Below are 24808 nucleotides of genomic sequence, written 5' to 3'. Positions count from 1 at the left end.
TCGGGCGCACTACCGAAGGCGGCGTACCGGCAGGGTTCGGCGCAGATCCACGGTCCGCCGCGTGGCTGGCGGCGGCAGGTCGGCCAACGCCTGGATGTTCGCGGTGGCTGCCGTCGTCGGCCTTGTGCTCCTGCGCGCGGTCATCGACTTCGTGCGACAGCATCCATACTGGACCGCGCTCCTGGTGAGCCTCGTCGTCGCGGGGGCGGTCGCGGTGTTTGTCGTGGTGTCGAAGCAGCGCGCCCGCGAGCGGGCCGATCAGGCCCAGCGGGACCGGCTGATCGCGGTGACCGACGCGATGAGCGGCCCCGAGTTCGAGCAGTGGTTCGCCCGGCTCCTGGTCGCCTCCGGGTTTCGCGATGTGACGGTGTGTGGCGGCCCCGGTGACCGGGGAGCCGACGTCGTGGCGTTGGCTCCCGACGGCCGACGCGTCGTGGTGCAGTGCAAGCGCCAGAGCGCCGACAACCGCGTGGGCAGCGCCGCGATCCAGCGGTTCGCCGGCACCTGCCGGGTGATCCATGGCGGTGAGATCTGCATCCTCGTGACGAACAGCTTCTTCACTGCGGGCGATGGCATCCAGATCGCCCGGCAGCTCAACATCACGCTCATCGACCGGCACGCATTGGAAATGTGGGCCTGGACGGGAAGACCTCCGGTTGACGCAGTTTGAGGGACGCGGCCGGCCCTGAAAGATCACGGACAGCGAATTGACGGTGCGGGAACTACTGTGCCGGCATGGCACCGCCAATTCCCAGAAGTGTCAGTGCGAACGACGTTGCCGACACGGTGAGCGGCCGTGTCGACGGCGGGTCGACGTTGCCCTCGGTACCGAAAGACCTGGCCAGCCGACAGATGTGCAGCGCCATGCACCTGCATCCGCCGTTGGCGGCGCAGGTGTTGCTGGATTACAGCATCGACAACCCGAAGGCGTGGTGTCCCCCTTTCGGGGTGGATGCGGTTGCGCTGGTGCGGCACGCCCAGGCGGCCCACACCCATTGGCGGAAGTTGTACGACGCGGTCGCGCTGACGCGTTATTCGTTGCTCGGCCTGGTCACGCTCGCTGCCTTCCTCCTCTGGCGCGACGGGCTGGCGACGGCGCTACTCTCGCTGCCTCTCATCGCCGTGGCGTGCGGAGTCGGGTGGCGCACGACCTTCCTCAGTCTCCAGGAAACCCGCGCGGCGGCGATCGGCATCATGGCGGAGGAGGAGGCTCTGGGCGCCCAGGCGCCAGAGGTCGAATCAGACCTGGAAGACGAGCTTGCCGCTCTGCACGATGCCAACATGATCGTCTTCGGGGTTGCCGCGGCCAGCCCGTTCGTCGGCAGCGGCACTGAGATCGGCCGCTGGGCCCTGTCGCCCATCGACATCGGTCGCGGTCGCGGTCGCGGTCGAGAAGAGAATCGAGACGCCGCACGACCACCGGCGACCTTCACCATCCGAGAACTGCACGACGACCTGATCCGACTCGCCCGGTCCCGGCTCGGCCTGAGCGACATCGAGGTCACCAAGCGGATCTACGTGCGAGGGGACGTGCTGCCGGATTGTGAGGGGTTGTTCCATCCCGACGAGATGCGCCCGCCTTCCCGCCTGGAAACCTCATGGGTGGACCTGGGCAGCGACGCGCCAGGGGAGCAGGCCAGGACGTACGTGTGTCTGGCGAAGAGCCTCGTGGGTGGCCGGATCGTCGTCACCCTCGTCGCCCGCTACACCCTCGACCAGGGCATTCTGTCCTGCGAGTTCGCGGCCCTCGTCCTGCCGCCGGTCCTGCGCGGCTCCGCGCCCGCCACCGGGTTCTATGGCCTGTTCGGGGAGGATCTGAGCCCGCTTCGTGGACGCTCGACCACGTGGGCCCTCGCCATCGCGGCATGGCGCACCTACGTTGCCGAACTGTTCCTGCGCTCGGAGCGGGGCATCGATCTGGCCAGGGCGCGCGAGGAACGGGCGCTGCATCACTACGAGGCGCTCCAGGAGGGTCGACGCTACGACTACGGGTCGCTCTTCAGCGCCCGGGAACTCGCGGCCAACGCGAGCATCGAGAGCTATTTCGAAGTCGCGGATGTGCGTGATTGTCTGTTGCGGATGCAGCGAGGAGTGATCGACTGTCTGATCGCGTTCCTGACGGACAAGGGCATCGACACATCCGAGATAGCCGCCGGACAGCGGCGGATCATCAACAACATCACCAACATCGGGGAGGTGTCCGGCCGGGGCAACATCTTCGGCAACCACGGACGGGTGTCGAATGTCGAGCACGTTGACCAGTCGGACTGATCGGTTTGTGGCCCCGGAGGTCCGGCCGTCGGGCGACCAGGAAGGATGAGTCAGTGAGTCAGTTCAATTTCGGCGGCGACATCAGCGGTGAGGCGAACGTCTTCGGTGACCACGCGCAGGTGCACAACCGGAGCAACGACTTCAGTCGAGGCTCGGATCTCACCGGGCTCGTCGCTGCTCTGGTCGACGAGATCGCGAAACACCGGACGGAGGTTCGCGAGGCCGAACGGCTGACCCAGTTGGCGAGCACGGCCGCGGCGTACGCCGCCGAGCCGCGGCCCAACGTGGAGGGCATCCGCAGCCTGCTACCGGCCCTGCTGGCAGGCGCCGGAACGGTGACCGCCGTTGCCGATGCCGTTCTGCGCGTCTCCCAGGCCGTCAACAGCCTGTAGCGGCTGTCAACGTCGCCTGGCGGCCCGACACCTGACGACCGTCCGGCCCTTCGCACACGGCCGGTTTCCCGACAGCGTTCGCAGCCCCAACGGCGTACCGTCCGGGTCCAAACAGGGAGGAGCCGGATGAGTTTCCTACGGCAGGCAGAGCGGTCCGCGGACACTGAGCGGATCTTCGACACCGACACGAAGGCGATGGGCTACCTGCCCAACTACACCAGGTTGTTCGCCCACAACCCGGCGGCGTATCTGGCATGGCAGCAGCTCAACGGTGCGGTGAAGGACGGGATGGAGTTGCGCCGCTATGAGTTGGTGACCCTCGCCGCGGCCCGGGCCCTGAAATCCTCCTACTGCGGTCTGGCACATGGAAAGGTCCTGCGCGACAAGTTCTTCGACGCGGCGACTGTCGCCGCCATCGCGTCGGACCACGGCAGCGCCGGTCTCTCCGCGCAGGAGGTCGCAGTCGTCAACTTCGCCGGAAAGGTCGCGGCCGATGCGAACTCCGTCACCGAGGCCGATGTAACGGGCCTGCGTGCTCACGGCCTCGATGACACGGATGTCTTCCGCGTCATCCTCGCCGTTGGCGCGAGATGCTTCTTCAGCACCGTCCTCAGCGCGGCCGGGGCTGAGCCCGATCCGCAGTACCAGGAGAGCCTGGACGCGGATCTGCGGCAGGCGCTGAGCTTCGGCGGTTAGGCCCAGCGAAACGCATCCTGCCCAGGGTTGATGCAGCGGGCGTGGGAGCGCGGCGAAGGCCGGCGAGTTGGACGTATATCTCGCGTTTGGCGGTCGCGTTGCCTCGGCGGTTGAGGACGTAGCCGGTCAGCCAGATCCAACCCTCGTACGTCGGCTGGTCGCAGACCGAGACGACGCGGAAGGTCAGTGCACGATCCCCGGCGAACTGCACCGATGCTCGGCCGTCGATGATGAGCAGGTCGCCGGGGGAGGGGCGCGCGGTCACCAGTGGCCGGAGTTGCGGCCCTGCTCCGGGGCCGACGTGCACTCCCGCGCGTGCATGGTCTGCCAGTCGCGCAGCGCCCGCTTGATCCGGTCGTTCTCCTGGCTGAGCAGCCGTACCGTCTCGTTGAGCATGGCCAGCTCATCTGACACCCGGGCCTGGAACTCGCGTACCTCATCGGGGTCGACGCCGCGCCGGCACGCGGCGAACGCGCGGGTCCGCACCTCGTGCGGCGTCAACCGACCTGGGTAGCCGGCGGGGTAGGGCTGGCCACCTCGATACACCTGAGCCACGGCGGTCCTCTCTGGGGGCAGGCGGGAGCGCGGAAGGTCCGTGCGGTGGGTCGGGACGGGCACCCGCACCCGCCCCGACCGAGGGGATGAGCCGAACTCGTTGCCACGCGAGGAGCAGCTCCTGCATAACCATATATGCCTAAGTCGCGTGTTGCAACGCATAGTTGTCTCACCGGTGCGTGTCGTGATCAAATTGGCGTGCCACGCAAGGAGTGCCATGCCACAGACACCGGACTACATCCGGATCTCGGACGAGATCATCGGGGACCTGCGCAGCGGGAAGGTCAAGCCGGGGGACAAGCTGCCCTCGATCGCTGACATGTCTGATCGCTTCGACGTCAGTTCATCAACCATCCAAATGGTCTACGTCCGTCTGGAAGCGTTGCGGGTGATCCGGAGGCATCAGGGCAAGGGCATCTTCGTGACCGACCCGAAGACCTGGATGCGGGAGCCACGGTAGCGAGCCCGGCACGACGCCGCGCGTCTGTCAGCGGCTGGCGGCCACGCTCGATCCGGGAGAGGGTCGCCGCCGAATATCCGCAGCGCTGGCCGGCCTCCGCGAGGGTGAGCCGAGCAGCGTCACCGCGCTGGTCGGCCTCGCCGCCAGCCACTCTCGTCGGAATGACCAGCAGTGACATTGACTACCTGGGCCCCCGGACCGCGGGCCGCCTACCTTTCCTCTACCTGATCGGCCGGTGCGCGTCGGCCGGGCCACCAGGGCCGGCGCGGCCGTGGGGTGGCGGGAGTAGCCGTCGTGGTCCTTTCCACCGGTGCGGTGCCGTTCAGGTTGGCCAGGGTCAGGTGCCGGCGTGGCCGCTGCGCCGCCCGGAGGTCGTTGAACCATCGCACGAAGGTGCCGATGAAGATGCCGTCCGGGTCGTTGATGATGTAGATGCCGGTCAGTTCGACGGTGTCCTCGCGGGGCCGCCCGTCGACGTGCTGGTGCATCTGCCAGATCAGCCGGCCACCGTACTTTCCGTCTGCGGCGTTCTGGACGAGCACGAAACACGTCGGGTATTTGCCGAGCACCGCTTCCAGCACGGCTTCTTTGCCCTGTTGGCCGGCCTTGACGATTTCCCGATAATGCGCCAGGTAGTTCTCCGCCACGAGCTCCGAGATCGATTCGTCGGGGTGGCGCTCCAGCCGGTTCATGTCGAAGTGCGACAGCTGCACGATGCGGTGGTAGGTGACCTTTCCGAGCTTCCGATTGAGTGATTCGAGGTAGCGCAGGCTGTGATCTTTGACGTGAACGTCGCCCGGTTGGACGCCGACTTCCACGAATGAGTTGACAGCGTAAATGCGGGAGTCGCCGTCCTCCTTTGCCGACTCGATGACCATCCGTGCGGCCGCGTAGAGGGCCCGCGCCTTCTCGTCGCGCTCCGGCGAGTGCTGGCCGGGGTCCAGCGGATAGTACTGAATGGAGAGCCCGGCACGTCGGGTCAGCTCCTCGACGCTGCCGCGCAGCGAGGCGAGGATGGCGATCGCCACGATGAGGATGAAGATGAGCACCACGGTGAGCCACGTCGATTGAGTGGTGGCTTTGTCGGCGACGTTCTGACCCAGTTGTCCGACCAGCGCCTGACCGAGCACCGCGAGCGTGAACGCGATCCCCGCGCCGAGGACGGCGACGAGTGGACTCTTTCGGAAGAACAGCCAGGTCCTACGCATCAGCCCACCCGTCCTGGAGTTGTTTTCTAGGCGTGGCGCCGACAGAGCCGCCCGCCTTCGCATTTCGATGTTTGCATGCCGATCAAAGCATCGAGAATGACAAAAATCTGACAGCCGTTGCTCGCTGGGCCGCCTTAACTCAGCGGGCGTTGGGCGAGCAGCTCGTCAATCCACCGGATGGCTTCTCGCTGCCTGCTGAGCAGGTGCTGGCGTGCGGTGGCCAACTCCGGGTCGCCACCGGCCACCGCGAGGTGTTCGTCCAGGATCACCACCCACCGGCGGCTGAGTTCCTCGGCGTACCGCGCCTGCTGTAGGTGCTCTTCAAGGCGACATTCGAGGCTGACCAGGCGATCGATCTGTGGCTGAACCGCCCGTCTGATGGGCTCGTCGAGCCGGACGGCGACGTCCGGCGTGCAGCTGACCTCAAGGTCACCTCGCTGGTAGCACCACGGGCTCTGCGTGGCGAGCGCCTGCTGTAGGTGTATCTCCAGGTCCGCCGCGCGATGTGGGGCCAACTCCCGGGCGGCGTCGGCGGCGAGCCGGGTCAGCCGCTGGACCGCCTGCGGCATGAAGTAGTCGGCGTACCAGGTCAGCACCTCGGCACGCAGGCTGACCGTCGACGACCAGGCGAACGTCGCGCGGATGTGGAAGGAGTACACGTAACCCTGGGCGGGCACCACGATCTGCCGGGGAGCGGTGCGCTGCTCGATGAGCGGGCCGGACGGCGTCGCGGGGGCGCCCAGTCCGACGGGCTCCTCGTCCTGGAGGGCCGCGACCAGTCGATCCCAGTTTCGCGCCCACCACCGCCAGCCGCGGGCACTCGCGCCCCGGGTGGCGGTGAGGCTGCGGATTGCCCAGTGCGGCCGCGCCTCCGCCGGTCTCGGCCGGCCGTCGGAGGTGTCGGCCATGCCACCCCTCCCTGGTCACGGATTCGCGTCCCACGCTAACAACGGGTAACCGATCTGATCGTCGCCACGCCGACACGACGCCGCACCGAAGCGGACACGTCACCTCGGGTTTGCCGACGAGGGGTGTTGTCGCCGCCCGGCAGCGGTGAGACTGGTCCCGATCCGACAATCACGCGGATCGATGGATTGGATGGTCTGGAGGCAGCCTGTGTCCACCCTCGTGTCCCCGCTGGCCACGCTCGGCGCGATCCGCCGGCGTACCACCAGCCTCGTTCTGCTCCTCGCCATGGTCGCCGCCGCGCTGGTCGGCCCGTCCGTGGTCGCCCCCCGGTTGACCGACCCGGCCTCGGCGGCGGTCTACAGCTCCTGCACCATGAGCCGCTGCGCGGACGCCCGTACTGCCCGCTCGGGCTGGTCCGCCAAGGGTTTCCCGACCAGTCGCGGCTGGTACTCCTGGAGCGGTGGGAAGTCAAACTTCGCCGGCGGCCAGTTCTACAACTACGAGGGTCAACTGCCCACCAACGCCACCTACCACGAGTACGACGTCTACCCGCGTACCCAGGGCGCCGCCCGGGACGCGTACCGGATCGTGGTGAACCGCAGCACCGGCGTGACCTGGTTCTCGCCCAACCACTACACCGACTTCTACCGGCTCTGACCGACAGTGGACCGACCGGTCGGACGCGGCCTCGCGTCCGACCGGCCCAGCGGTTTCGATGCCTGACCACCGGGAGGCACGTGATGGCCGACGAGGACGACGGGCGGTGGCCCGACTGGTTGACCGTGTGCGGCGACGACGCGCCACACGCGCGGGGCGCGGTGGTGCTGGACGGTGCGGCGACCCGGACCCGGCCGGGGCTCTTCGCCGCGATGGCCGAGGCACTGGCCCTGCCGGCCCACCTGGGGAACACCTGGGACGCCCTCGCCGACGCTCTGCGGGACCGACTGGACGCCGGTCCGCTCACCCTGCTGGTCGGCGACGCCGGTCAGTTGCTGGTCGACGAGCCGGCGGGTCAGTACGCTCTGCTGCTCACCGTGCTCGGCGACCTCGCCACGACCGCACCGCACCCGTTGCGCGTCGTCCTCCACGAAGTTCCGCCCGCCTGACCACGTTCCGGGCCTGCGGTGAACCGGCTGCCGGCCGTAGGACCGGCCCCACGACCCACACCCCCGACATCCGTCCTTTGCTCTGCACCCGCGGGCGCGCCACTCACGGTCTGTAGCTGGTGCATGGGCGGGTGCAGAGCAAAGGATGCGCATGAGGCAGGTGAGGTGAGGGAGCGAGGCGCGCTGGGGTGGGGCGCGGTGGGGCCGGTCAGTGTGTTGCGGGTGGGATGCTCTGCTCGTACTGGAAGACGTTGTGCGGGTCGTACTTCGCCTTGATCTTGCGCAGTCGGGGGAAGTTGTGCCCCCAGTAGGCCTTTTCCCACTCGGCCATGCCGATGTTCGGCACGTTGACGTAGGCGCCGTCCACATAGGGGCGCAGCGCCTGGCTGAACTCGGCGATCCAGGTCTGGGCGATCGGGGTGACGGCGTCGTCGCTGTCGGGTTCGCCGCGGGTTCCCCAGCCGACGCCGGGCTCGCCGTAGAAGAGCGCGTCGCGGTGTGGGAAGGCCGCGCCACCGAACGGCTCCTGCCGTTGTGCCCCGCGGCCGAAGGCCTGGGTGAAGTAGTTGCTGTCGGGCGAGGGGGCCTTCTCCATGAACGCCTTGACTATGCTGACCGCCTTCTCCGGGAACGGTTCCCGGGTGAACTGGGAGAAGAACTTCCACTTTCCGGGCTCGTCCTCGTTCGGGATCTGGAAGCCGGCGTAGACGTCATCCCAGCCGCCGGTCTGGGCGGTGACCGTGGGGTTGCCGATCGACAGGATCGGCGCCAGCAGCTTCCTGGCCTCCGCCTCGGAGCCCTCCGCGAGCACCGCGAACAACAGGATCTCATCCGGGTGGACCTCGACCTGGGTGCCGAGCCGGGGGTCGGTGAAGGGTGCGAGGCGTTGCCAGGCGTCGAAGACCTCGTGCAGGTCGCCGAGACCGGGCCAGGTCACCTGCAGGTAGGCGACGCTGCTGAGCGGAGCGACCTTGTAGGTCAGGGAGGTGACGATCCCGAAGTTGCCGTTGCCCGCGCCGCGCAGCGCCCAGAGCAGGTCCGAGTGGTTCCACGGGTCCACCTCGAGCACCTTCGCCCCGTCGGCGCCCGCCGCCACGACGATCTCCACGCCGATCAGATTGTCGCAGGCCATCCCGAGGTAGCGGGTGAGGAAGCCGAAGCCGCCGCCGAGGGTGGCCCCGGAGAGGCCCACGGTCCCCTCCGTACCGGTCGTCGCAGCCAGGTCGTACTCCCCGAGGGCGGCCACCGCCTCCGACTGGTTGAGCCCCGCCCCGAGCTTTGCCGTGCGGCTGGCGGTGTCGATGTGGACGTCCTTGAGCTCACTGACGTCGATCACGATGCCGTTGTCGACGTTCGACCAGCCTTCCAGGTTGTGCCGGCCACTGCGTACCCGCAGCGCGACGTCGTGCTGCCGCGCCCAGGTGAGCGCGTTGACCACGTCCTGGGTCTCCTGCGCGAAGACGATGACCAGCGGATAGTGCACGAACAGCTCGTCCCAGCCGAGGCTGGCTTCCGGGTAGTCGGGGCTCTGCGGGCGGACGATACGCCCGGTCAGCTGTGCCGGGGGGTACTTGGTGTCGGCGGCCCAGCCAGGACCGTCGTCCGCGAGCGCCGAGCTGCCGGCGATCATGCTCGGGATAGCGACCGCTCCAGCACCGACGGCCGTGGCCCTGAGCAGGTCGCGACGGGAAAGGTCGCGCATGGTCCGAGTCCTCTCGATTGGTGGCACGCCCGAAAGATGAACCTGAGAGGGCGTTTACCTCTCATCTGGCGCAAACCAACCGTAATGCCCGAGTTGACCGACAGACCTGAGCTTGATCTTTAACCTGTGCGGCGTGGCCGGGAATTGACAGTCTTCGTCTTCTTTGTGGCCGATGTTTTGGCGTTCGTGGTGGTCGCGATGTGGACGTCGTATCGCGGGGTGGGGTGGGTGTTGCGGCGGCCGGGTGGTCGCCCCGGGCCTGGCCGGGCGGGTTTGGGTGCACCGGCCGGGCAGGTCGCCTTCGCGCGGAGGTGCCGAAACCCTCGGCGGACGCGGGCGGGTGACAGACGCTGCGGTGGTGCGGGTTGCTCCCAGGGGCGGCGCAGGTCGGCGGCGAGGGCGCGGGCCAGACGGAGCTGGGTGTAGGCGGCGAGGATCAGCCAGGTCCATAGGTCGGCGGCTTGCGGGGTGCGGATCTTCGGGCAGGTCCAGCCGAGGGTCTGTTTGAACAGGCGGAACGTGTGTTCGATGTCGAAGCGGCGTAGGAACGTCTGCCAGAGCAGGTTCACGTCATCCGAGGTGGCGTCGACGCCGGACCACCACAACCACACCGGCTTCGGTGTCGCGCCGCTGGGTAGGTGGTCGACTTCCAGGCGGATGACGGTCCCCTCGATGACCGGCAGTACTTTAGCCGCGGCGGTCCAGGCGGATCGGTGGGTCAACCGAGGGTGCAACCGATCCCAGGCGCGGGCCCACGCCGTGCCGTAGAGACGGGTGTCGGTGACCGTGGCCGCGTCGGGCTCACCCCAGGTGGCGGGATCACCGAAGACGAACTCGCCGCCGTGGCGGGGCGGACGGCCGACCGTTCCCGGTCGCCGGGGAGGCGCTGCCCGGCGGAGTACCCGGTCTGAGCGCATCCGCGCGAGGACCTGCACGGGCAGGTCACGCAGGAGGAAAGCCAGTCGAGGTGCGTCGTAGCCGGCGTCGGCCACGACCAGAATGTCCAGATCCCCGAGCCGCCACTGTCCGGCCGCGATCAGCCGCCCCACGATGTCTCGCAGCTGCCCGGCGGTGACCATGGCCGCGTCATCACCAGGCGCCAGCCGCACCGCGTCCAACGGCGCGGTCCACGAACTACGGCCCGACTCCAGGGCCACGACCATCGAATACGGCCAGCCCGGGATCATGATGGTCTGATCCTTTCCGCGTCCGTAGGTGTGACACAGGATCCGCTGCGGTGAGGTGTGCGCGTCCGGCCGCAGCCAGCAGGTGATGTCGACCGCCAGGACGAGACGGCCGTCGGCTGCCCGGGGCAGCGGCACCCCGGCGAGAGCAGTGCGCAACCGGTCAATGTCCAACTTCCCGCAGGCGAGGGCGTCATACAACGCCCCGTGACCCCGGCGGTGCTCACCCACCAGCGACAACTCCACCAACGACCGGACCGGCCCATCGGCGCACAACACCGCGTCGGTCAGGTCGAACAACGCGTCAGCCCGAGCGGTCAAGCAGTCGTAGAACTCCCGCCGGAACCGGTCCAGGTCCCCGACGGCATCAGCCGGACCACGGTCATGCACACTGGTCACCAGAACAGCCCTTGGTTATTGATGTTCTTCCCTAGACAAGAAGATCATCAACCAAGGGCTGTTTCCGTGATCGTTCGGGGTCCCCGCGGGACCTCAGAGGGTTAAAGATCAAGCTGAGAACTTGTCACGGAACCCGGTCGGGTGATCCGAGGACGGGTCAGTTCGGGGCGGGCTGATCGAGGATGGCGCTGAAGCGCTCCTCGGCGAGGTCCAGTTGGCCGAAGATGTGCCGCTTCACCGCCGGTGACAGCGGGGTGTCCGGCCGGCCGATCAGGTCCCGGAAGAGCGGCACCAGCGGCCGGTACTTGCGGGCGGACGAAATCACCTTCGGCCCGACCGTGTGGATCACGCCCACGCCGTTGTCGGTGAAGTCCGACACCTTGATCACCCGAGCCCAGGGCTCCCGGTCCAGGCTGATCGCCAGGTGCTCCCGGTACTGGACGTTGCGGTCCCGCTCGGGGTCGTACACCGGGTTGGTGACCGCGGCGACCAGGGTGGCCACCCGTGGGCCGAACCGCGCGGCGAGCGCCGCGAGCGCGGCCCCGGTCGGGTCGGCGCCCGGGTCGCCGTCGACCAACTCGGCCGGGTGGTCCTCGACCGCGTCGTGCAGCAGGCCGGCGACGATCACGTCCACGTCGCGCACCTGGTAGTGGTGCATCAACCGGATCGCCACCCGCAGCAGGTGGTTGAGGTACGGCTCGCGGACACGTCGGTCGTCGCGGTGCAGGTCGGCGGCGAGGTCGAGCGCGGCGGTCAACCGGGCGCGGGCGTTGTCGTCGAACTGTTGGACCTCCAACCGGAAACGCTCCAGCAGGCCCGGTTCGCCGTGGATCTCGGTGATCGCGTGCATCGGCATGCTGCCCAGGTGCGGCGGGAAGTCCATGCGTCACTTATAGCCGATCTTCACCACATCGATGAGCCGCTACGTCGTAGACCCGACCCCCTACCCCGGTCGATCATGGAGTTGTGGTGGGGGACAAAGCACCTGTGCGATGCCAAACCGGGCACCACAACTCCATGATCGACGGGGCTCGACGGGGCTCGGCGGGGGCGGGACGGGGGCGAGCGAGGGCGCGACGGCGGCTGGGAGGTCAGACCGGGAGGCGGTTGGCGCCGGCGAGGGGGTCCACCAGGAGCGGGACCAGCGGCGCCGGCAGGGCGGGGTCACGGCGCAGGGTGGGCGTCCAGCCCGCGTCCGCGCCCAGGTCGGGGTCATGGGTCGCGTTGTACGCCGCCAGCAGGTCGACCGGTCGTGGCGCGCCGCCGCCGTGGCGGACCCACGAGCCTCGCTCGGTCAACGCGGTGCCACCCCAGTCGTAGAGCAGGTTCGCCGGGTCGACAGCCGAGTCCAGTGTGAAGAAGTTGTCCTGCGCGTGGATCGCCGACTGGACACCCACGCCGAGCGCGTACTGGAAGTCCGCCCCACCGAGTCGGTAGTGGTTGTTGTAGACGTCGACCTGACCGAAACGCACCCGGGGCAGCCGTTGCAGGACACCGTCGAAGAGGTTGTGGTGCAGGGTGACCTTCAGCCGGTCCACGTCCGGGCCGACGGTGTTGGACGAGCCGATCAGCAGCAGCTTGTCCCGGCCCGTGAAGCGGTTCCACGACGCGGTGACCAGGCTGGCGGTGTGGGTGACGTCCAGCGACCCGTCGTGAACCTGGTACGGCCGACCGAAGTACACCGGCTGGGCGCTGTCCGGGTTGTCGCCGTCGGTGAAGGTGTTGTGGTCCACCCAGACGTTCTCGCTGCGGCGTACCGAGATCTGGTCGTACTGGCTGTTCCAGTTGCCGGCTTCACCGTCGGTCGGTGACCAGGCGGGGAAGCAGTCGCGGGCGTCGACGAGGGTCAGATTGCGGACGATGACGTTCGACGCCCGGTCGATCATGAGGGTGAGGCCGGTCAGCCGGGCACCGCGCAACCCGACGATGGAGGTGTTCGGGCCGACGTTGATCTGGGTCTGGCGGGTCTGGTTGGCGACCGAGCGCACCCGAGCCTCCTCCAGCGGCCCGCTCGGTGGCACCCGTCCCCACACCGCCGGGTCGTACGCGGCCAGGTACGCGTCGAGCCGGTACGCCGGGTCGGCCAGGTCGGCGCAGCCCAGCGGGGTTCCGGCCGGTCCCTCGAAGCCGTCGATCGCCCCGTCGACGTAGATGAGCTTCGGGGTGGCGTCGGTGGCGTTGCTGGCGTTGTCACCGCCCAGCGCGGCGACCAGCTCCGCCCGGTTGCGGACCACCCGGGTCCGCTGCGGGCTGGCCGCCGAGCCGCCGACGGTGCCGGCGCCGTCGGCCGCCCAACCGTCGCCCGCGGGCAGCGTTTGACGCCCGAGGTGACGGGCCGACCAGGAGAGCCGGTCGGCGGACGGATGCTCCGGGCGTGCGGCGGCGGCCGGGGCGGCGCCGAGGAGGAGGGCGATCACTGTGACGCCGCCGAGGATTCTGCGCATCGGCTCTCTCCGTTCGCGGGTGGTGGGGGCCTGTCGGTCGTGCGTCTATCCCGCCAGCTCGGCGCGGTACGCGGCGGACGCCCACGGCACCGCCAGTTCGCTCGGCAACGCGCCCCGCTCGGCCGCCCGACGCAACACGTCGACGACGCCCCGCAGGTGGCGGACCCGCTCCCCGCCCGCGCCGAGGGTGGTCACCAGGTCGCCGTCGAGCAGTCGGGGCTCCGGTGCGGCGCGCAGGGCGTCCAGCAGCGCGGTGAACGGTGCGGTACGGGCCAGCGGTGCGATCAGCGGCACGCCCGCCGGGTCGACCCGGTGGGCGAGCAGGTTCTCCAGCAACCCCAGCCGCCCCGGCACCCGGCGGGTCACCACGTCCCCGGGCAGGCGCAGCCGGTCGGTCGGGTACTCCAGCACCGCCTGCCCCGACGTGCCGGTCACCACCACCTCGCCCGCCACGAACTCCTCGGCGGCCAGGGTCACCGCCACCAGCATCGGCGGCCCGGCGCGGAACTGGACGCGCAGCACGGCCGTCTCCTCCACCTCGATCGGCCGGACCCGGTAGCGCTCCACCTCGATCGCGGCCGGCCAGGGCATCGCCCCAGCCAGGGCCTCGGCGATCGCCAGGCACTGCATCACCGCGTGCGCGAACGGGTTGGCGAGTGCGCCGTCGAGCACCGGCCGGCCGTCCAGACTCCGTCGCCCGGCCCAGGGGGAGCGGGCGTAGTAGGCGTCCGGCCGTTGCCACGCGGCGATGGTGGAGATGCGGGTGACCGTGCCGAGTCGGCCGGCGGCCAGCGCGTCGGTCAACGCGGTGAGGGCCGCCGAGCCGAGCGCCTGGAAGCCGACCTGGGCCACCCGGCCAGCGGCGGTGAGGGCCCAGGTCAGCTCCTCGTGCTCGGCCAACGACAGCACCGGCGGCTTCTCCAGCAGCAGGTCCGCGCCGACCGCCAGGGCGTCGCGGGCGATCGCCAGGTGGGTGTGCGGCGGTGTGCAGATCACCACCACGTCCGGCCGGGTGGCGACGAGCATCGCCCGGTGGTCGGTGAACACCGCCACGCCGGGCGGCACCGGGGCGTCCGGGTCGTCCTCCACCGGCCGGACGTCAACCAGGGCGACCAGGCGCAGCCGCCCGGCGGCGTGCAGGGGCGCGATGACCCGCCGATGCCAGCGCCCGTGCCCGTTCGCCCCGATCACCGCCACCGTGGGCGGCGGGGTGGCCCCGCTCACCGCCGACCGGCCGGTGTCGGCCCGGTCACCGGGCGCCCGCCAGGGTGGCTTCGACACCGTGCCGTTCCAACGCGGTCAGCCAACCGATCACATCGGCGCGGACCTCCTCGTCCTCGGCGACCTCCACCGGAATGACCTCCCGCAGCGCGAAGACCGCGTCGACGGCGCCCGCAGGGCTCTGCGCCCCCTCGTCCAGCGCGGCCCGGATCGGCCCCGCCAGGGGGTCCTGGAACGGCAACGGCCGGCCGTCGTCGGCGTACCCCAGCGCGAAGCGCAACCAGGACGCCACGACCAGCGCACCCCAGCGCGCGGACCGCCCGGCCGCGCGCAGGTCGGCGATGGTGTGCAGGACGCGCTGCGGCAGCTTCTGCGAGCCGTCAATCGCCACCTGCAGGGTGCGGTGGTGGATCGCCGGGTTACCGAACCGGGCGAGGGCCTGTTCGCCGTAGTCGACCACCCGGACCCCGTCCGGTGGGGTGAAACTGGCCGCCACGTCCTCGGCGATCAGCCGGCGCAGCACGTCGCGCAGGTGCGGAATCTCCAGCGCCTCGGCGATCGTCTCCCGACCGGCCAACGCCCCGAGGTACGCGATGGCCGAGTGCACGCCGTTGAGGGTGCGCAGCTTCAACCGCTCCCACGGGCCGGCGTCGTCGGTGAGCACCGCCCCGGCGTGCTCCCACCCCGGCCGTCCGCCGGGGAAGTCGTCCTCGATCACCCACTGCGCGTACGGCTCGGCGGCCACCACGGCCAGGTCGGTCACCCCGAGCGCCCGGCGGGCCGCCTCGATCGTCTCCGGGGTGCTGGCCGGCACGATCCGGTCCACCATGGTGCCCGGGCAGGTGACGTTGCCGGCCACCCACTCGACCAGCCCGGCGGGCACGCCGCCGGCGCGGCCGACCGCCTGGTCGAGCATGCCGCGCAGTCGTCGACCGTTCGCCGGCAGGTTGTCGCAGCTCACCAGGGCCACCGGCCCGGCGTCCGCGGCGGCCCGGGCGGCCAGCCCGCGCAGCAGCAATCCCGGCACCGTGCGCGGCGGGGCCCCGCCGGCCAGGTCCGCGGCGAGCGCCGCGTCCGGGCACAGCTGACCGGTCACCGGGTCGAGTTGGTACGCCTTCTCGGTGACGGTCAGGGTCACCACCCGGACCGCCGGGTCGGCGAGCAGCGCCACCACGGCGTCCGGGTCGCGGGGGGCGTGTCGTACGCCGCTCAGCGCACCCACCACCCGGGTGGTGCTGCCGGCGGCGGAGAGCGTGCTGACGCTGAACAGGTTGTCCTGCGCGGCGAGCGCCTCGACCACGGCGGTGCTGCGCGGGGCGACGCCCACGATGCCCCAGTCACCGCCGGCCGCGCCGACCGCCGCCTCGGTGAAGACGGCCTGGTGCGCCCGGTGGAACGCGCCCAGCCCCAGGTGCACGACGCCCGTCGGCACCGTACCCGGCCGGATCAGGGGGCGGGCCTCGGCGGGCAGCCGGCGCAGCATGCCCAGGCCGAGCCGGGACGCGCCGACGGTCACCGCCATGCCGGGCCGTCCGGGAAGCGGAACTGCGCGATCGACGCGGGTTTCATGGTGGCGCTGTAACCGGGCCGCTCGGGCAGCAGGTAGCGGCCACCGCGGGTCCGTACCGGATCGACGAAGTGTTCGTGCAGGTGGTCGACGTACTCGATCATCCGGCCCTCCAGGCCGGTGCCCACCCGCAGGTAGTCGAAGATCGCCAGGTGCTGGACGTACTCGCAGAGGCCCACGCCGCCGGCGTGCGGGCAGACCGGCACGCCGAACTTCGCCGCGAGCAGCAGCTCGGCCAGGACCTCGTTGACGCCACCGACCCGGGCGGCGTCGACCTGCATCACCCCGATCGCCTCGGCCTGGAGCAGCTGTTTGAAGACCACCCGGTTGGCGGCCACCTCACCGGTGGCCACCCGACAGCGGCCGGCGGTCAACTCGGTCACCGCGCGGGCGATCCGGGCGTGCCCGAGGATGTCGTCGGCGTGGGTGGGCTCCTCGATCCAGTACGGGTTCACCTCGGCCAGCGCCGCCATCGCGGTGATCGCCTCGTCGACGTCCCAGACCTGGTTGGCGTCCATCATCAACAGCGCGTCCGGGCCGATCTCCTCCCGGATGATCCGCGCCCGCCGCAGGTCGTCGGCGAGCGGGCCGCCGACCTTCATCTTCATCGCCCGCCAGCCGTCGGCGTACGCCTGCCGGGTCAACGCCCGCACCTTGTCGTCGGGGTAGCCGAGCCACCCGACCGAGGTGGTGTACGACGGGAAGCCGTCACGGTCGAGGGTGGCGAGACGGTCGGCCAGCCCGTCGCGTCCCTTGTCGAGGATGGCCGCCGCCTCGTCCGGGGTGAGCGCGTCGGTGATGTGCCGGAAGTCGACGCTGGCCACGAGGTCGTCGGTGGGCAGTTCGGCGAGGAAACGCCACATCGGCTTGCCGGCCACTGTGGCCCGCAGGTCCCACACCGCGTTGACCAGCGCGCCAGTCGCCATGTGGATGACGCCCTTCTCCGGGCCCAGCCAGCGCAGCTGCACGTCGGCGCTGAGCGAGCGCCAGAACGCCACCGGCTCGGCCGCGATCTCCTCGATGGTGCGCCCCCGCACGTGGTGGGCCAGGGCCCGCACCGCCGCGCAGGTGATCTCGTTGCCCCGGCCGTTGGTGAAGGTGAACCCGGCGCCCCTCGGGCCGGCGTCGGTGCCCAACTCCACGTACGTCGCCGAGTAGTCACCCCGGTTGATCGCGTCGGAGCCGTCGCCCCGGGCTGCGGTGGGGAACCGCACGTCGTGCACCTCGACCGAGGTGATCCGCACCGTCATCGAGTCTGTCCCTTTCCGAAGTTGAAGACCCGCTTGGGCAGCCGGTACGCCAGGTCGACGATGGTCTCGGCGGCCTCGTCCATCGGCAGCCGGTGCTCGGCGACGAGGCGGGCCAGGAAGCCGGCGTCCACCCGGCGGGCCACGTCGTGGCGTACCGGGATGGAGCAGAACGCCCGGGTGTCGTCGACGAACCCGGCGGTGTTGTAGAAGCCGGCGCTCTCGGTGACCGCCTCCCGGAACCGGCGCAGCACCTCCGGGGAGTCCAGGAACCACCAGGGCGCGCCGAGCAGCAGCGCGGCGTACCCGCCCGCGAGGGGGGCCAGCTCACGGGTGAAGGTGTCCTCGTCGAGGGTGTAGAGCACCACTGTCAGTCGGGGGTCGTTGCCGTAGCGCTGAAGCAGCGGGGCGAGCGCGTGCACGTACTCGGTGGCCTGGGGGATGTCACCACCGACGTCGCGGCCGTGCCGGGCGTGCAACCACCGGTTGTGGTTGCGGACCGCGCCGGGGTGCAGCTGCATGACCAGGCCGTCGTCGAGCGACATCCGGGCGAACTCCACGAGCATGTGCGCCCGGAACGCCTCCGCGTCGGCGGCGTCGGCCTCGCCGCGCCGGCCCCGGTCGTAGAGCCGTTCGGCCTCGGCCGGGGTCAGGTCCAGGGTGCGCGCGGTGGGGTGGCCGTGGTCGGAGGAGGTCGCGCCGGCGGCGATGAACGCGGCGCGTCGGGCCCGCAGCGCGGCCAGGTAACCGGCGTACGTGCCGGTGTCCTCGCCGGCCCGGTCGCCGAGCCGGTCCACATTCGTCGACCAGCCCTCGAACTCCATGTCCACCACGTCGTCCGGTCGGAATGTGGTGACCACCCGGCCGCCCGGCCCGCCCCACCCGTCGGCGGCGAGTTTGGCGTGCTGCGCGAGGTCGTCCAGTGGCGACTCGGTGGTCGCGAGGACCTCGATGCCGAACCGTTCGAACAGCGCCCGGGGCCGGAAGTCCGGCTCGGCGAGCCGCGCCGCGATCTCGTCGTAGACGGCGTCGGCGGTGGCCGGGCGAAGCGGGGTGTGCACCCCGAACACGGTGCGGAAGGTCTGCTCCAGCCACAGCCGCGACGGGGTGCCCCGGAACAGGTGCCAGTGCGCCGCGAAGCGCCGCCAGATCACCCGACCGTCGGTCTCCACCGGGCTGCCGTCGCGGGTGGGCACCCCCAGGTCCGCCGGGGGTACGCCCTGACTGAGCAGCATCCGGGTCAGGTAGTGGTCGGGCACGATGAGCAGCTGCGCCGGGTCCGGGAAGGGGCGGTCCTCGGCGAGCAGGGCCGGGTCGACGTGCCCGTGCGGCGAGATGATGGGTTGCTCCGCCGCGAGGGCGTACAGGTCCCGGGCCAGCGCGCGCTGGCCCGGTTCGGGGGGCAGGAGCAGGTCGGTGTGGTCGAACGTGGGCACGGGGTGCGGCTCCTCGTCGTGTCAGCGGGGGGTGAGCAGGTCGGCGACGCGGACGGGTTGACCGGTCTCGAAGGACCGGTTGGCGGCCAGGCCGGTGAGCAGGGCCAACGCGCCGTCGTCGGCGGTCGCGGCGCGGTCCAACGGGTCGGGTTGACCGCCGAGGAGCACCCCGGTCATCCGGGCGTCCGCGCCGCCGTGCCCGTGCCGACTACGACCCTGCACCGGGATCTGCCGGGGCGGGGCCCAGAACGGGCGCAGGGTCAGCGTCGCACTCCCGCCCTCGGGCGGCGACTCGGTGCCGTGCAGGGCGGCACCCTTGACCGCGCCGGCGGTGCCCCGGTCGACGAAGTCGTTCTCGGCCACGTCCAGCTCCAGTCGACCCCGGCTGCCGTTGACCATCACCCGGTAGCCCTCCCACGGCGCGTACGCGGTGAGGTGGTAGGTCATGGTCGCGCCGGTGGAGTAGCGGGCCAGCACCGCCATGTCGTCCTCGATGCTCACCCCGGGCGCGAAGACGTTGCGGTCGCGCTGGTAGCCGTCCTCGGCCTCGGCGTCGAGGTACAGCTCGCGCAGCCGGGGGTGCGCGTCCAGCCGCAACGCGAACGGGTCGTCCGCGGCGGCGGGGGAGCCGTACGCCCGCTCGTAGTCACGGGCGTAGCCGTGCCGGCGACCGTCCGCGCCGTAGAAGAAGAGCCGGCCGGCCGCGTACACCTCGACGGGGGTGGCGGCCAGCCACCAGTTGACCAGGTCGAAGTGGTGGCTGGCCTTGTGCACCATCAGCCCGCCCGAGGTGGCCTTGTCGCGGTGCCAGCGGCGGAAGTAGTCGGCGCCGTGGCGGACGTCGAGCAGCCACTCGAAGTGCACCGACCCGATCTCGCCGACCGCGCCGTCGGCGAGCAGCCGGCGGACCTGTTCGTGCAGCGGGTTGTAGCGGTAGTTGAAGGCGACCGTGACCCGACCGCCGGTCTCGGTCACCGTGTCCAGGATCCGCCGGCAGCGCGCCGCGTCCACGGTCATCGGCTTCTCGGTGACGACCTGCCGGCCGGCGCGCAGCGCGGCCACCACGTACTCGTCGTGGGTGACGTCCACGCTGGTGACCAGGACGACGTCGACGCGCTCGGAGTCGAGCATGGCGGTGAAGTCACTGGCCGGGTACGTGGGCACCCGGCGGTGCCCCAGCTCGCCCAACCAGCGGTTGTGCGCGTCCATCCGGGCCTGGTTGATGTCGGCGAAGGCGACCAGTTCGGTGGTGTCGGCGTGGTCGAGCACCAGCGCCCGGACGAACATCTCCGCCCGCGCGCCGGTGCCCACGACGGCGTAGCGGACCCGTCCGGCGGCTCTCGATGACATGCGGTCGCCTCCCGTGGCGCTGCAAAGGTTTGCAATGAAGTAATCACGATCGATCCGATCGCGTCAACGACGGCGGCGGGATCGGCGTCATATGTCAGTTTTCGTGGGGTAGCAGATCACCAAGTGGAGCATGGGTGCCGCAAAACCGTAACCATTGGCCGTTGACACTGGCGCAACCGTTTGCATTAATGGGCCACACCCACGTGACCGCCACCACATCGGACGAAGGGGCCGCCGTGCCAGTCACCATCCGGGACGTCGCCCGGGCGTCCGGTGTGCACATCTCCACCGTGTCCCGCACCTTCTCCGCCCCGCACCTGGTCAACCCGGAGACCCGGGTCCGGGTGCTGGCGTGCGCGGAGGACCTGGGCTACCGGCCGAACCGCGCCGCCCGGGCCCTGATCACCGGGCGCACGCACAACATCGGGCTGATCATCGCGGACATCGCGAACCCGTTCTTCCCACCGCTGATCAAGGCGGCGGAGAGTCAGGCCCGGCACCGCGACTACCACGTCTTCGTGGCCGACACCAACGAGGACCCGACCGCCGAGGAAGAGCTGGTCCACGCGCTGGCGAAACAGGTGGACGGGGTGCTGCTGTGCAGCCCCCGGATGAGCAACAGCCTGATCGAACAGCTCAGCCGCGAGGTGCCACTGGTCGTGGTGAACCGCCAGGTGACCGGCCTGCCCTGCGTCCTGATGGACGTCGGGCAGGGCGCCCGCTCGGCGATCGAGCACCTGGTCGGCCTGGGACACCGCAGCATCGCGCTGCTCGGTGGCCCCCGCAGCTCGTGGACCAACCGGGAGATGCGCCGTGCCGCCGGCGCGGCCGCCCGGGCCGGCGGCGCGGAGCTGACCGTGCTCGGCCCCAACGCGCCCACCGAGGTCGGCGGCTCCGCCATCGCCGAGCAGGTGCGACGCAGCGGCGTGTCGGCGGTGCTCGCCTACAACGACCTGATGGCGATCGGCCTGATCGAAGGACTGGACGCGCTCGGGGTCCGGGTGCCGCAGGAGGTGAGCGTCGTCGGGGTCGACGACATCACCCTGAGCCGGCTCACCCGCCCCAAACTGACGACGGTGGCCACACCCACCGGGGCCGCCGGCCGGACGGCCGTCGACATGCTGCTGCAACAGGACATCGAGTCACCGCGCGGTGCGCGGGGGTCCGGTGCCGGCACGGCGCTCGGCGTCCGTCGTACCACCGCACAGGTAATGCTCCAGACCGACCTGGTCATCCGCGACTCGACCGGCCCGGGCCCGTACGCCCGACCGGCACGTCCCCCGGCCGCACCACATGGCCCGGACCCGCATTGCCCTGCGGGCCCGGGCATCCCGACCGCGGCCACCGGTGACGCCGTCGCCTCCTAATGCCGAGGAGTGAGCGCACATGCACCCCGCAACGCCCCCCACCACTGACGCGCCCGACGGGCGCGCCCACCGTACCCCGCTGCCTCGGCGGCGCCTCCTGCGTGGCCTGCTCGCCGTGACGGTCGCCGCACCGCTGATGTTCGGCGCCGCCGCCTGCGGAGACGACGGCACGGCCGCCGATCCGAACGCGCCGGTCAAGCTGTCCATCTTCTGGTGGGGCGGTGACGCCCGGGCCAAGCTGACCGAGGACGCGCTGGCCCTCTACACCAAGAAGCACCCCAACGTGACCTTCGAGAAGACCTGGCAGGCCAACCAGGGCTACTTCGACAAGCTGGCCACGCTCACCGCCGGCGGCAACCCCCCGGACCTGTTCCAGATCGACGACAACTACCTGGCCGAGTACGCGGCCCGCAACACCACGCTCGACCTCACCTCGTACCAGGAGTCCGGGAAGCTGGACACCTCCAAGTTCCCCAAGAGCCTCTGGCAGTACGGCGTGGTCGACGGCAAGCTCGCCGGCCTGGCCGCCGGGGAGAACACCCAGGGCCTGGTCTACAACAAGACGTTGCTGACCAAGCACAACCTGCCCGAGCCGACCACCGGGATGAGCTGGGAGGAGCACATCGCCTGGGCCGAGCAGGTCACCGCGAAGACCAAGGTGCCCGGCACCCAGGACCCGAGCGCCGACTACAAGGCGCTCTGGGTCTGGCTGCGCCAACAGGGCAAGGACCTCTACCGGGGCAAGGAGTTGGGCTTCACCGCCGAGGACGTGACCAGGTGGTTCGAGCTGTGGAAGGGCGCCCGGGACCGCAAGGCCACCCCGACCGCCGACGTCATCCACGAGGGCAACTCCAGCGACGTCACCAAGCAACTGGTGGTCACCGGCAAGTCGGCGACCTCCTGGGTCTGGGCCAACCAGATGCCGGACCTGAAGAAGAACACCAAGGACGAGCTGGGTGTGATCGCCTACCCCGGTGACCCCAGCGCGCAGTGGGCCCGGGCCTCGATGTACTGGTCGGTCTTCAAGGGCAGCAAGCACAAGGACGTCGCGGTCGACGTGATCAACTTCCTGAACAACGACGTGGAGGCGGTCAAGCTGCTCGGCACCGACCGCGGCCTCCCGTCCAACCTGGACCTACGCCGCGTGGTCAGCGACGACACCACCGACCCGGCCATGAAGCAGTCGATCGCCGTCGAGGCGGAGCTGACCCAGAAGTTCGGCGAGTCGCCGCAGGTGCCGATCAAGGGGCACAGCAAGGTGAAGTCCGAGCTGATCAAGGCCGCCGAGAACGCGCAGTACGGTCGCGCCACCCCCGCCGAGGCCGCCACCCAGTTCGTCGAGGCGTGCACGTCCGCCATCGCCTGACCGCCGCGCGAGGCGAGGAGAGGAGCTGTTCGTGGCGTTGACCACGGCGCCCGACCCGACCCGACGCGGCCCCGGATCAGCCCGGGCCCACGCCTCTCGGCGTGGGCCCGGACGCTTCCGGCACAGCGAAGGTCTGGCGGGGTACGTCTTCCTGTCGCCGTGGCTCATCGGCCTGATGGGTGTCACGGCGGTCCCCATGCTGCTGTCGCTCTACCTGAGCTTCACCAACTACGACATCCTCACCCCGTTCTCCGAGGTCCAGTGGGTGGGGCTGGCCAACTACGAACGGATGTTCACCGCCGACCCGTCGTACTGGCACGCGGTGCGGGTGACAGTGACCTTCGCGCTGATCGCCGTACCGCTGAAGCTGGCCGCGGCGCTCGGCGTGGCGCTGCTGCTCAACCGCGCCTGGCGTGGCGTCGGGCTGTTCCGCGGGCTGTTCTACCTGCCGTCCCTGCTCGGTGGCAGCGTCGCGCTGGCCATCGTCTGGGTCAACATGTTCAACCGCGACGGCGCGTTCAACTCGCTGCTGAGTCTCTTCGGCATCACCGGCAAACCATGGGTCAACGACCCGGACTGGGCCCTGGAGACGCTGATGGTGCTGGCCATCTGGCAGTTCGGCGCACCGATGGTGATCTTCCTGGCCGGGCTCAAGCAGGTGCCCACCGAGCTGTACGAGGCCGCGTCGGTCGACGGGGCCGGCCGCCTGCGCCAGTTCCGCAACGTCACCCTGCCGATGCTCTCCCCGGTCATCTTCTTCAACCTGGTGCTGGAGACCATCAACGGCTTCCAGGGCTTCACCGCCGCGTTCGTGCTCAGCAACGGCACCGGCGGCCCGGTCGACTCCACCCTGATGTACACGCTGAACCTCTACATCACCGGCTTCACCGACCTCGAGATGGGCTACGCCTCGGCGATGGCCTGGGTGTTCCTGCTCGCCATCGCGGTCATCACCGCGGTCTTCTTCAGCACCGGACGGTTCTGGGTGCACTACTCCGACGGGGAGGAGCGGTGATGGTGACGGTGACCCCGACGGCCGACGCGCCGACCGCAGCGCCGCCGACCGCGCGCCGACGGCCCAGCGGACGGCCCGTGCTGCGGCTGCTGATCCTGGTGGCGATCGTCGCCGTGGTGCTCTACCCGCTGATCTGGATGGTGGGCACCTCGCTGAAGTCCCAGGAGGAGATCGTCAACAACGTCGGGCTGCTGCCCGAGCGGTTCACCCCGGGCAACTACACCGCCGGCTGGTCCAACTTCGACGTCGGCTTCGGCCGGTTCTTCCTCAACAGCGCGATGGTCAGCCTGCTCACCGTCGTCGGCAACGGGCTCTCCTGCCTGCTGGCCGCGTACGCCTTCGCCCGGTTGCGGTTCCGGCTGCGCGGCATGTGGTTCGCCGTCATGATCGGCACGCTGCTGCTGCCCCAGCACGTCCTGATCGTGCCGCAGTACATCCTGTTCCGCACGCTCGGGCTGGTCGGCGGCGACTGGCCCTACCTGCCGCTGCTCATCCCGCAGTTCCTGGCCACCGAGGCGTTCTTCGTCTTCCTCATGGTGCAGTTCATGCGCGGCGTCCCCCGGGAACTGGACGAGGCGGCCCGCATCGACGGCGCCGGCCCGTTCGGCATCTTCCGGCACATCATCCTGCCGCTGAGCCGCCCCGCGCTGGTCACCACGGCGATCTTCTCGTTCATCTGGACCTGGAACGACTTCTTCCGCCAACTGGTCTTCCTGTCCCAACTGGAGGACTACACCGTGCCGGTCGCGTTGACCCTGTTCATCGACTCCACCAGCCAGAGCGCGGTCGGACCGATGTTCGCCATGTCGGTGCTGTCGCTGCTGCCGGTCTTCCTGTTCTTCGTCGCGTTCCAGCGGATGCTCGTCGAGGGGATCAACACCAGTGGCATCAAGGGCTGAACCAACAGCACGGG

General features: G+C 70.1%; 23 protein-coding genes and 1 pseudogene. 11 read left to right on the top strand and 13 right to left on the bottom strand.

All coding sequences use genetic code 11. The features are described 5' to 3' along the window. Window positions 1-61 precede the first annotated feature (61 nt). The 4 genes from EV382_RS09570 to EV382_RS09555 all read left to right on the top strand — a co-directional run bounded on the left by EV382_RS09570 (window position 62) and on the right by EV382_RS09555 (window position 3359). Window positions 62-670 (top strand): restriction endonuclease, encoded by a 609-nt coding sequence (locus EV382_RS09570; RefSeq protein ID WP_208758354.1) that lies wholly within the window; start codon window positions 62-64, stop codon window positions 668-670. A 65-nt stretch (window positions 671-735) separates the two neighbouring features. Next, window positions 736-2271, top strand: a complete 1536-nt coding sequence (locus EV382_RS09565; RefSeq protein ID WP_130401209.1) for a hypothetical protein — start codon at window positions 736-738, stop codon at window positions 2269-2271. 53 nt (window positions 2272-2324) lie between these two features. Beyond that, window positions 2325-2663 (top strand): hypothetical protein, encoded by a 339-nt coding sequence (locus tag EV382_RS09560; RefSeq protein ID WP_130401208.1) that lies wholly within the window; start codon window positions 2325-2327, stop codon window positions 2661-2663. Window positions 2664-2789: 126 nt separating this feature from the next. Then, complete coding sequence (locus EV382_RS09555; RefSeq protein ID WP_244236608.1) at window positions 2790-3359, top strand: carboxymuconolactone decarboxylase family protein; 570 nt, start codon at window positions 2790-2792, stop codon at window positions 3357-3359. A gap of 261 nt (window positions 3360-3620) precedes the next feature. Here EV382_RS09555 and EV382_RS09545 read toward each other — a convergent pair whose 3' ends face one another. Next, window positions 3621-3914 carry a DivIVA domain-containing protein gene (locus tag EV382_RS09545; protein ID WP_425271879.1) on the bottom strand — a complete coding sequence of 98 codons (294 nt, stop codon included), beginning with the start codon at window positions 3912-3914 and terminating at the stop codon, window positions 3621-3623. Window positions 3915-4131: 217 nt separating this feature from the next. Here EV382_RS09545 and EV382_RS33050 point away from each other — a divergent pair, with 217 nt between their 5' ends. Then, a complete protein-coding gene (locus EV382_RS33050; RefSeq protein ID WP_030327471.1) occupies window positions 4132-4374 on the top strand; it encodes a winged helix-turn-helix domain-containing protein in 243 nt (80 codons plus the stop codon). A 28-nt stretch (window positions 4375-4402) separates the two neighbouring features. Here the strand turns inward: EV382_RS33050 and EV382_RS33960 are convergent. From EV382_RS33960 to EV382_RS09525, 3 genes and pseudogenes are all read right to left on the bottom strand, one after another. Then, window positions 4403-4552 (bottom strand): annotated as a pseudogene (locus EV382_RS33960) (helix-turn-helix domain-containing protein); the annotation flags it as partial. Window positions 4553-4583: 31 nt separating this feature from the next. Beyond that, complete coding sequence (locus tag EV382_RS09530) at window positions 4584-5582, bottom strand: ABC transporter permease family protein (protein WP_130401206.1); 999 nt, start codon at window positions 5580-5582, stop codon at window positions 4584-4586. Window positions 5583-5716: 134 nt separating this feature from the next. Continuing rightward, the gene (locus EV382_RS09525) at window positions 5717-6490 is read right to left on the bottom strand and encodes a hypothetical protein (protein ID WP_130401205.1); all 774 of its coding nucleotides are present in this window, start codon (window positions 6488-6490) and stop codon (window positions 5717-5719) included. 208 nt (window positions 6491-6698) lie between these two features. Here EV382_RS09525 and EV382_RS09520 point away from each other — a divergent pair, with 208 nt between their 5' ends. Together EV382_RS09520 and EV382_RS09515 are read left to right on the top strand one after the other, a co-directional pair. After that, window positions 6699-7148 carry a ribonuclease domain-containing protein gene (locus EV382_RS09520; protein WP_244236606.1) on the top strand — a complete coding sequence of 150 codons (450 nt, stop codon included), beginning with the start codon at window positions 6699-6701 and terminating at the stop codon, window positions 7146-7148. 83 nt (window positions 7149-7231) lie between these two features. Further along, window positions 7232-7597 carry a barstar family protein gene (locus EV382_RS09515; RefSeq protein ID WP_130401204.1) on the top strand — a complete coding sequence of 122 codons (366 nt, stop codon included), beginning with the start codon at window positions 7232-7234 and terminating at the stop codon, window positions 7595-7597. Window positions 7598-7805: 208 nt separating this feature from the next. Here the strand turns inward: EV382_RS09515 and EV382_RS09510 are convergent, their stop codons facing one another. From EV382_RS09510 to EV382_RS09470, 9 genes are all read right to left on the bottom strand, one after another. Continuing rightward, on the bottom strand, window positions 7806-9299 hold the full coding sequence (locus EV382_RS09510; protein ID WP_130401203.1) for an FAD-binding oxidoreductase: 1494 nt from the start codon (window positions 9297-9299) through the stop codon (window positions 7806-7808). 119 nt (window positions 9300-9418) lie between these two features. Beyond that, window positions 9419-10882 carry an NF041680 family putative transposase gene (locus EV382_RS09505; RefSeq protein ID WP_130399899.1) on the bottom strand — a complete coding sequence of 488 codons (1464 nt, stop codon included), beginning with the start codon at window positions 10880-10882 and terminating at the stop codon, window positions 9419-9421. 157 nt (window positions 10883-11039) lie between these two features. Further along, window positions 11040-11765: an HD domain-containing protein gene (locus EV382_RS09500; protein ID WP_130401202.1), complete on the bottom strand. Its 726-nt coding sequence runs from the start codon at window positions 11763-11765 to the stop codon at window positions 11040-11042. Window positions 11766-11973: 208 nt separating this feature from the next. After that, window positions 11974-13326, bottom strand: coding sequence for a pectate lyase family protein (locus tag EV382_RS09495; protein ID WP_130401201.1), 1353 nt, complete (start codon window positions 13324-13326; stop codon window positions 11974-11976). Window positions 13327-13371: 45 nt separating this feature from the next. Beyond that, window positions 13372-14550 carry a Gfo/Idh/MocA family protein gene (locus tag EV382_RS09490; protein ID WP_130408631.1) on the bottom strand — a complete coding sequence of 393 codons (1179 nt, stop codon included), beginning with the start codon at window positions 14548-14550 and terminating at the stop codon, window positions 13372-13374. 25 nt (window positions 14551-14575) lie between these two features. Next, window positions 14576-16069: a mannitol dehydrogenase family protein gene (locus EV382_RS09485; RefSeq protein WP_130401200.1), complete on the bottom strand. Its 1494-nt coding sequence runs from the start codon at window positions 16067-16069 to the stop codon at window positions 14576-14578. Further along, window positions 16060-17364: an enolase C-terminal domain-like protein gene (locus EV382_RS09480; protein WP_130401199.1), complete on the bottom strand. Its 1305-nt coding sequence runs from the start codon at window positions 17362-17364 to the stop codon at window positions 16060-16062. The genes EV382_RS09485 and EV382_RS09480 overlap by 10 nt, the downstream gene beginning before the upstream one ends. Then, entirely contained in the window at window positions 17361-18797 is a 1437-nt protein-coding gene (gene uxaC, locus EV382_RS09475; RefSeq protein WP_130401198.1) for a glucuronate isomerase, read from the bottom strand. The genes EV382_RS09480 and uxaC overlap by 4 nt, the downstream gene beginning before the upstream one ends. Before the next feature lie 21 nt (window positions 18798-18818). Continuing rightward, a complete protein-coding gene (locus tag EV382_RS09470) occupies window positions 18819-20147 on the bottom strand; it encodes a Gfo/Idh/MocA family protein (protein ID WP_130401197.1) in 1329 nt (442 codons plus the stop codon). Window positions 20148-20383: 236 nt separating this feature from the next. Here EV382_RS09470 and EV382_RS09465 point away from each other — a divergent pair, with 236 nt between their 5' ends. Genes EV382_RS09465 through EV382_RS09450 form a run of 4 tightly spaced genes read left to right on the top strand, consistent with a single transcriptional unit; the run spans window position 20384 to window position 24794 of the window. Further along, on the top strand, window positions 20384-21514 hold the full coding sequence (locus EV382_RS09465) for a LacI family DNA-binding transcriptional regulator (protein WP_130401196.1): 1131 nt from the start codon (window positions 20384-20386) through the stop codon (window positions 21512-21514). A gap of 19 nt (window positions 21515-21533) precedes the next feature. Then, a complete protein-coding gene (locus EV382_RS09460; RefSeq protein ID WP_130401195.1) occupies window positions 21534-22880 on the top strand; it encodes an ABC transporter substrate-binding protein in 1347 nt (448 codons plus the stop codon). Window positions 22881-22911: 31 nt separating this feature from the next. Beyond that, window positions 22912-23895 (top strand): carbohydrate ABC transporter permease, encoded by a 984-nt coding sequence (locus EV382_RS09455; protein ID WP_130401194.1) that lies wholly within the window; start codon window positions 22912-22914, stop codon window positions 23893-23895. Then, entirely contained in the window at window positions 23895-24794 is a 900-nt protein-coding gene (locus tag EV382_RS09450) for a carbohydrate ABC transporter permease (RefSeq protein WP_130401193.1), read from the top strand. Before EV382_RS09455 ends, EV382_RS09450 begins: the two co-directional genes overlap by 1 nt. The last annotated feature ends 14 nt before the right edge of the window (window positions 24795-24808 follow it).

This window comes from Micromonospora violae (assembly GCF_004217135.1).
Taxonomy (GTDB): Bacteria; Actinomycetota; Actinomycetes; order Mycobacteriales; family Micromonosporaceae; genus Micromonospora; species Micromonospora violae.
The sequence above is the reverse complement of the archived record's forward strand: the minus strand, read 5'-3'. Positions and strand labels throughout refer to the sequence as shown.

Coding starts and splice junctions, on each gene's coding strand:
- EV382_RS09450 (WP_130401193.1), top strand. CDS start 23,895: ATGGTGACGGTGACCCCGACGGCCGACGCGCCGACCGCAGCGCCGCCG.
- EV382_RS09515 (WP_130401204.1), top strand. CDS start 7,232: ATGGCCGACGAGGACGACGGGCGGTGGCCCGACTGGTTGACCGTGTGC.
- EV382_RS09565 (WP_130401209.1), top strand. CDS start 736: ATGGCACCGCCAATTCCCAGAAGTGTCAGTGCGAACGACGTTGCCGAC.
- EV382_RS09495 (WP_130401201.1), bottom strand. CDS start 13,326: ATGCGCAGAATCCTCGGCGGCGTCACAGTGATCGCCCTCCTCCTCGGC.
- EV382_RS09555 (WP_244236608.1), top strand. CDS start 2,790: ATGAGTTTCCTACGGCAGGCAGAGCGGTCCGCGGACACTGAGCGGATC.
- EV382_RS09480 (WP_130401199.1), bottom strand. CDS start 17,364: ATGACGGTGCGGATCACCTCGGTCGAGGTGCACGACGTGCGGTTCCCC.
- EV382_RS09500 (WP_130401202.1), bottom strand. CDS start 11,765: ATGGACTTCCCGCCGCACCTGGGCAGCATGCCGATGCACGCGATCACC.
- EV382_RS09525 (WP_130401205.1), bottom strand. CDS start 6,490: ATGGCCGACACCTCCGACGGCCGGCCGAGACCGGCGGAGGCGCGGCCG.
- EV382_RS09510 (WP_130401203.1), bottom strand. CDS start 9,299: ATGCGCGACCTTTCCCGTCGCGACCTGCTCAGGGCCACGGCCGTCGGT.
- EV382_RS09470 (WP_130401197.1), bottom strand. CDS start 20,147: ATGTCATCGAGAGCCGCCGGACGGGTCCGCTACGCCGTCGTGGGCACC.
- EV382_RS33050 (WP_030327471.1), top strand. CDS start 4,132: ATGCCACAGACACCGGACTACATCCGGATCTCGGACGAGATCATCGGG.
- EV382_RS09460 (WP_130401195.1), top strand. CDS start 21,534: ATGCACCCCGCAACGCCCCCCACCACTGACGCGCCCGACGGGCGCGCC.
- EV382_RS09485 (WP_130401200.1), bottom strand. CDS start 16,069: ATGGCGGTGACCGTCGGCGCGTCCCGGCTCGGCCTGGGCATGCTGCGC.
- EV382_RS09530 (WP_130401206.1), bottom strand. CDS start 5,582: ATGCGTAGGACCTGGCTGTTCTTCCGAAAGAGTCCACTCGTCGCCGTC.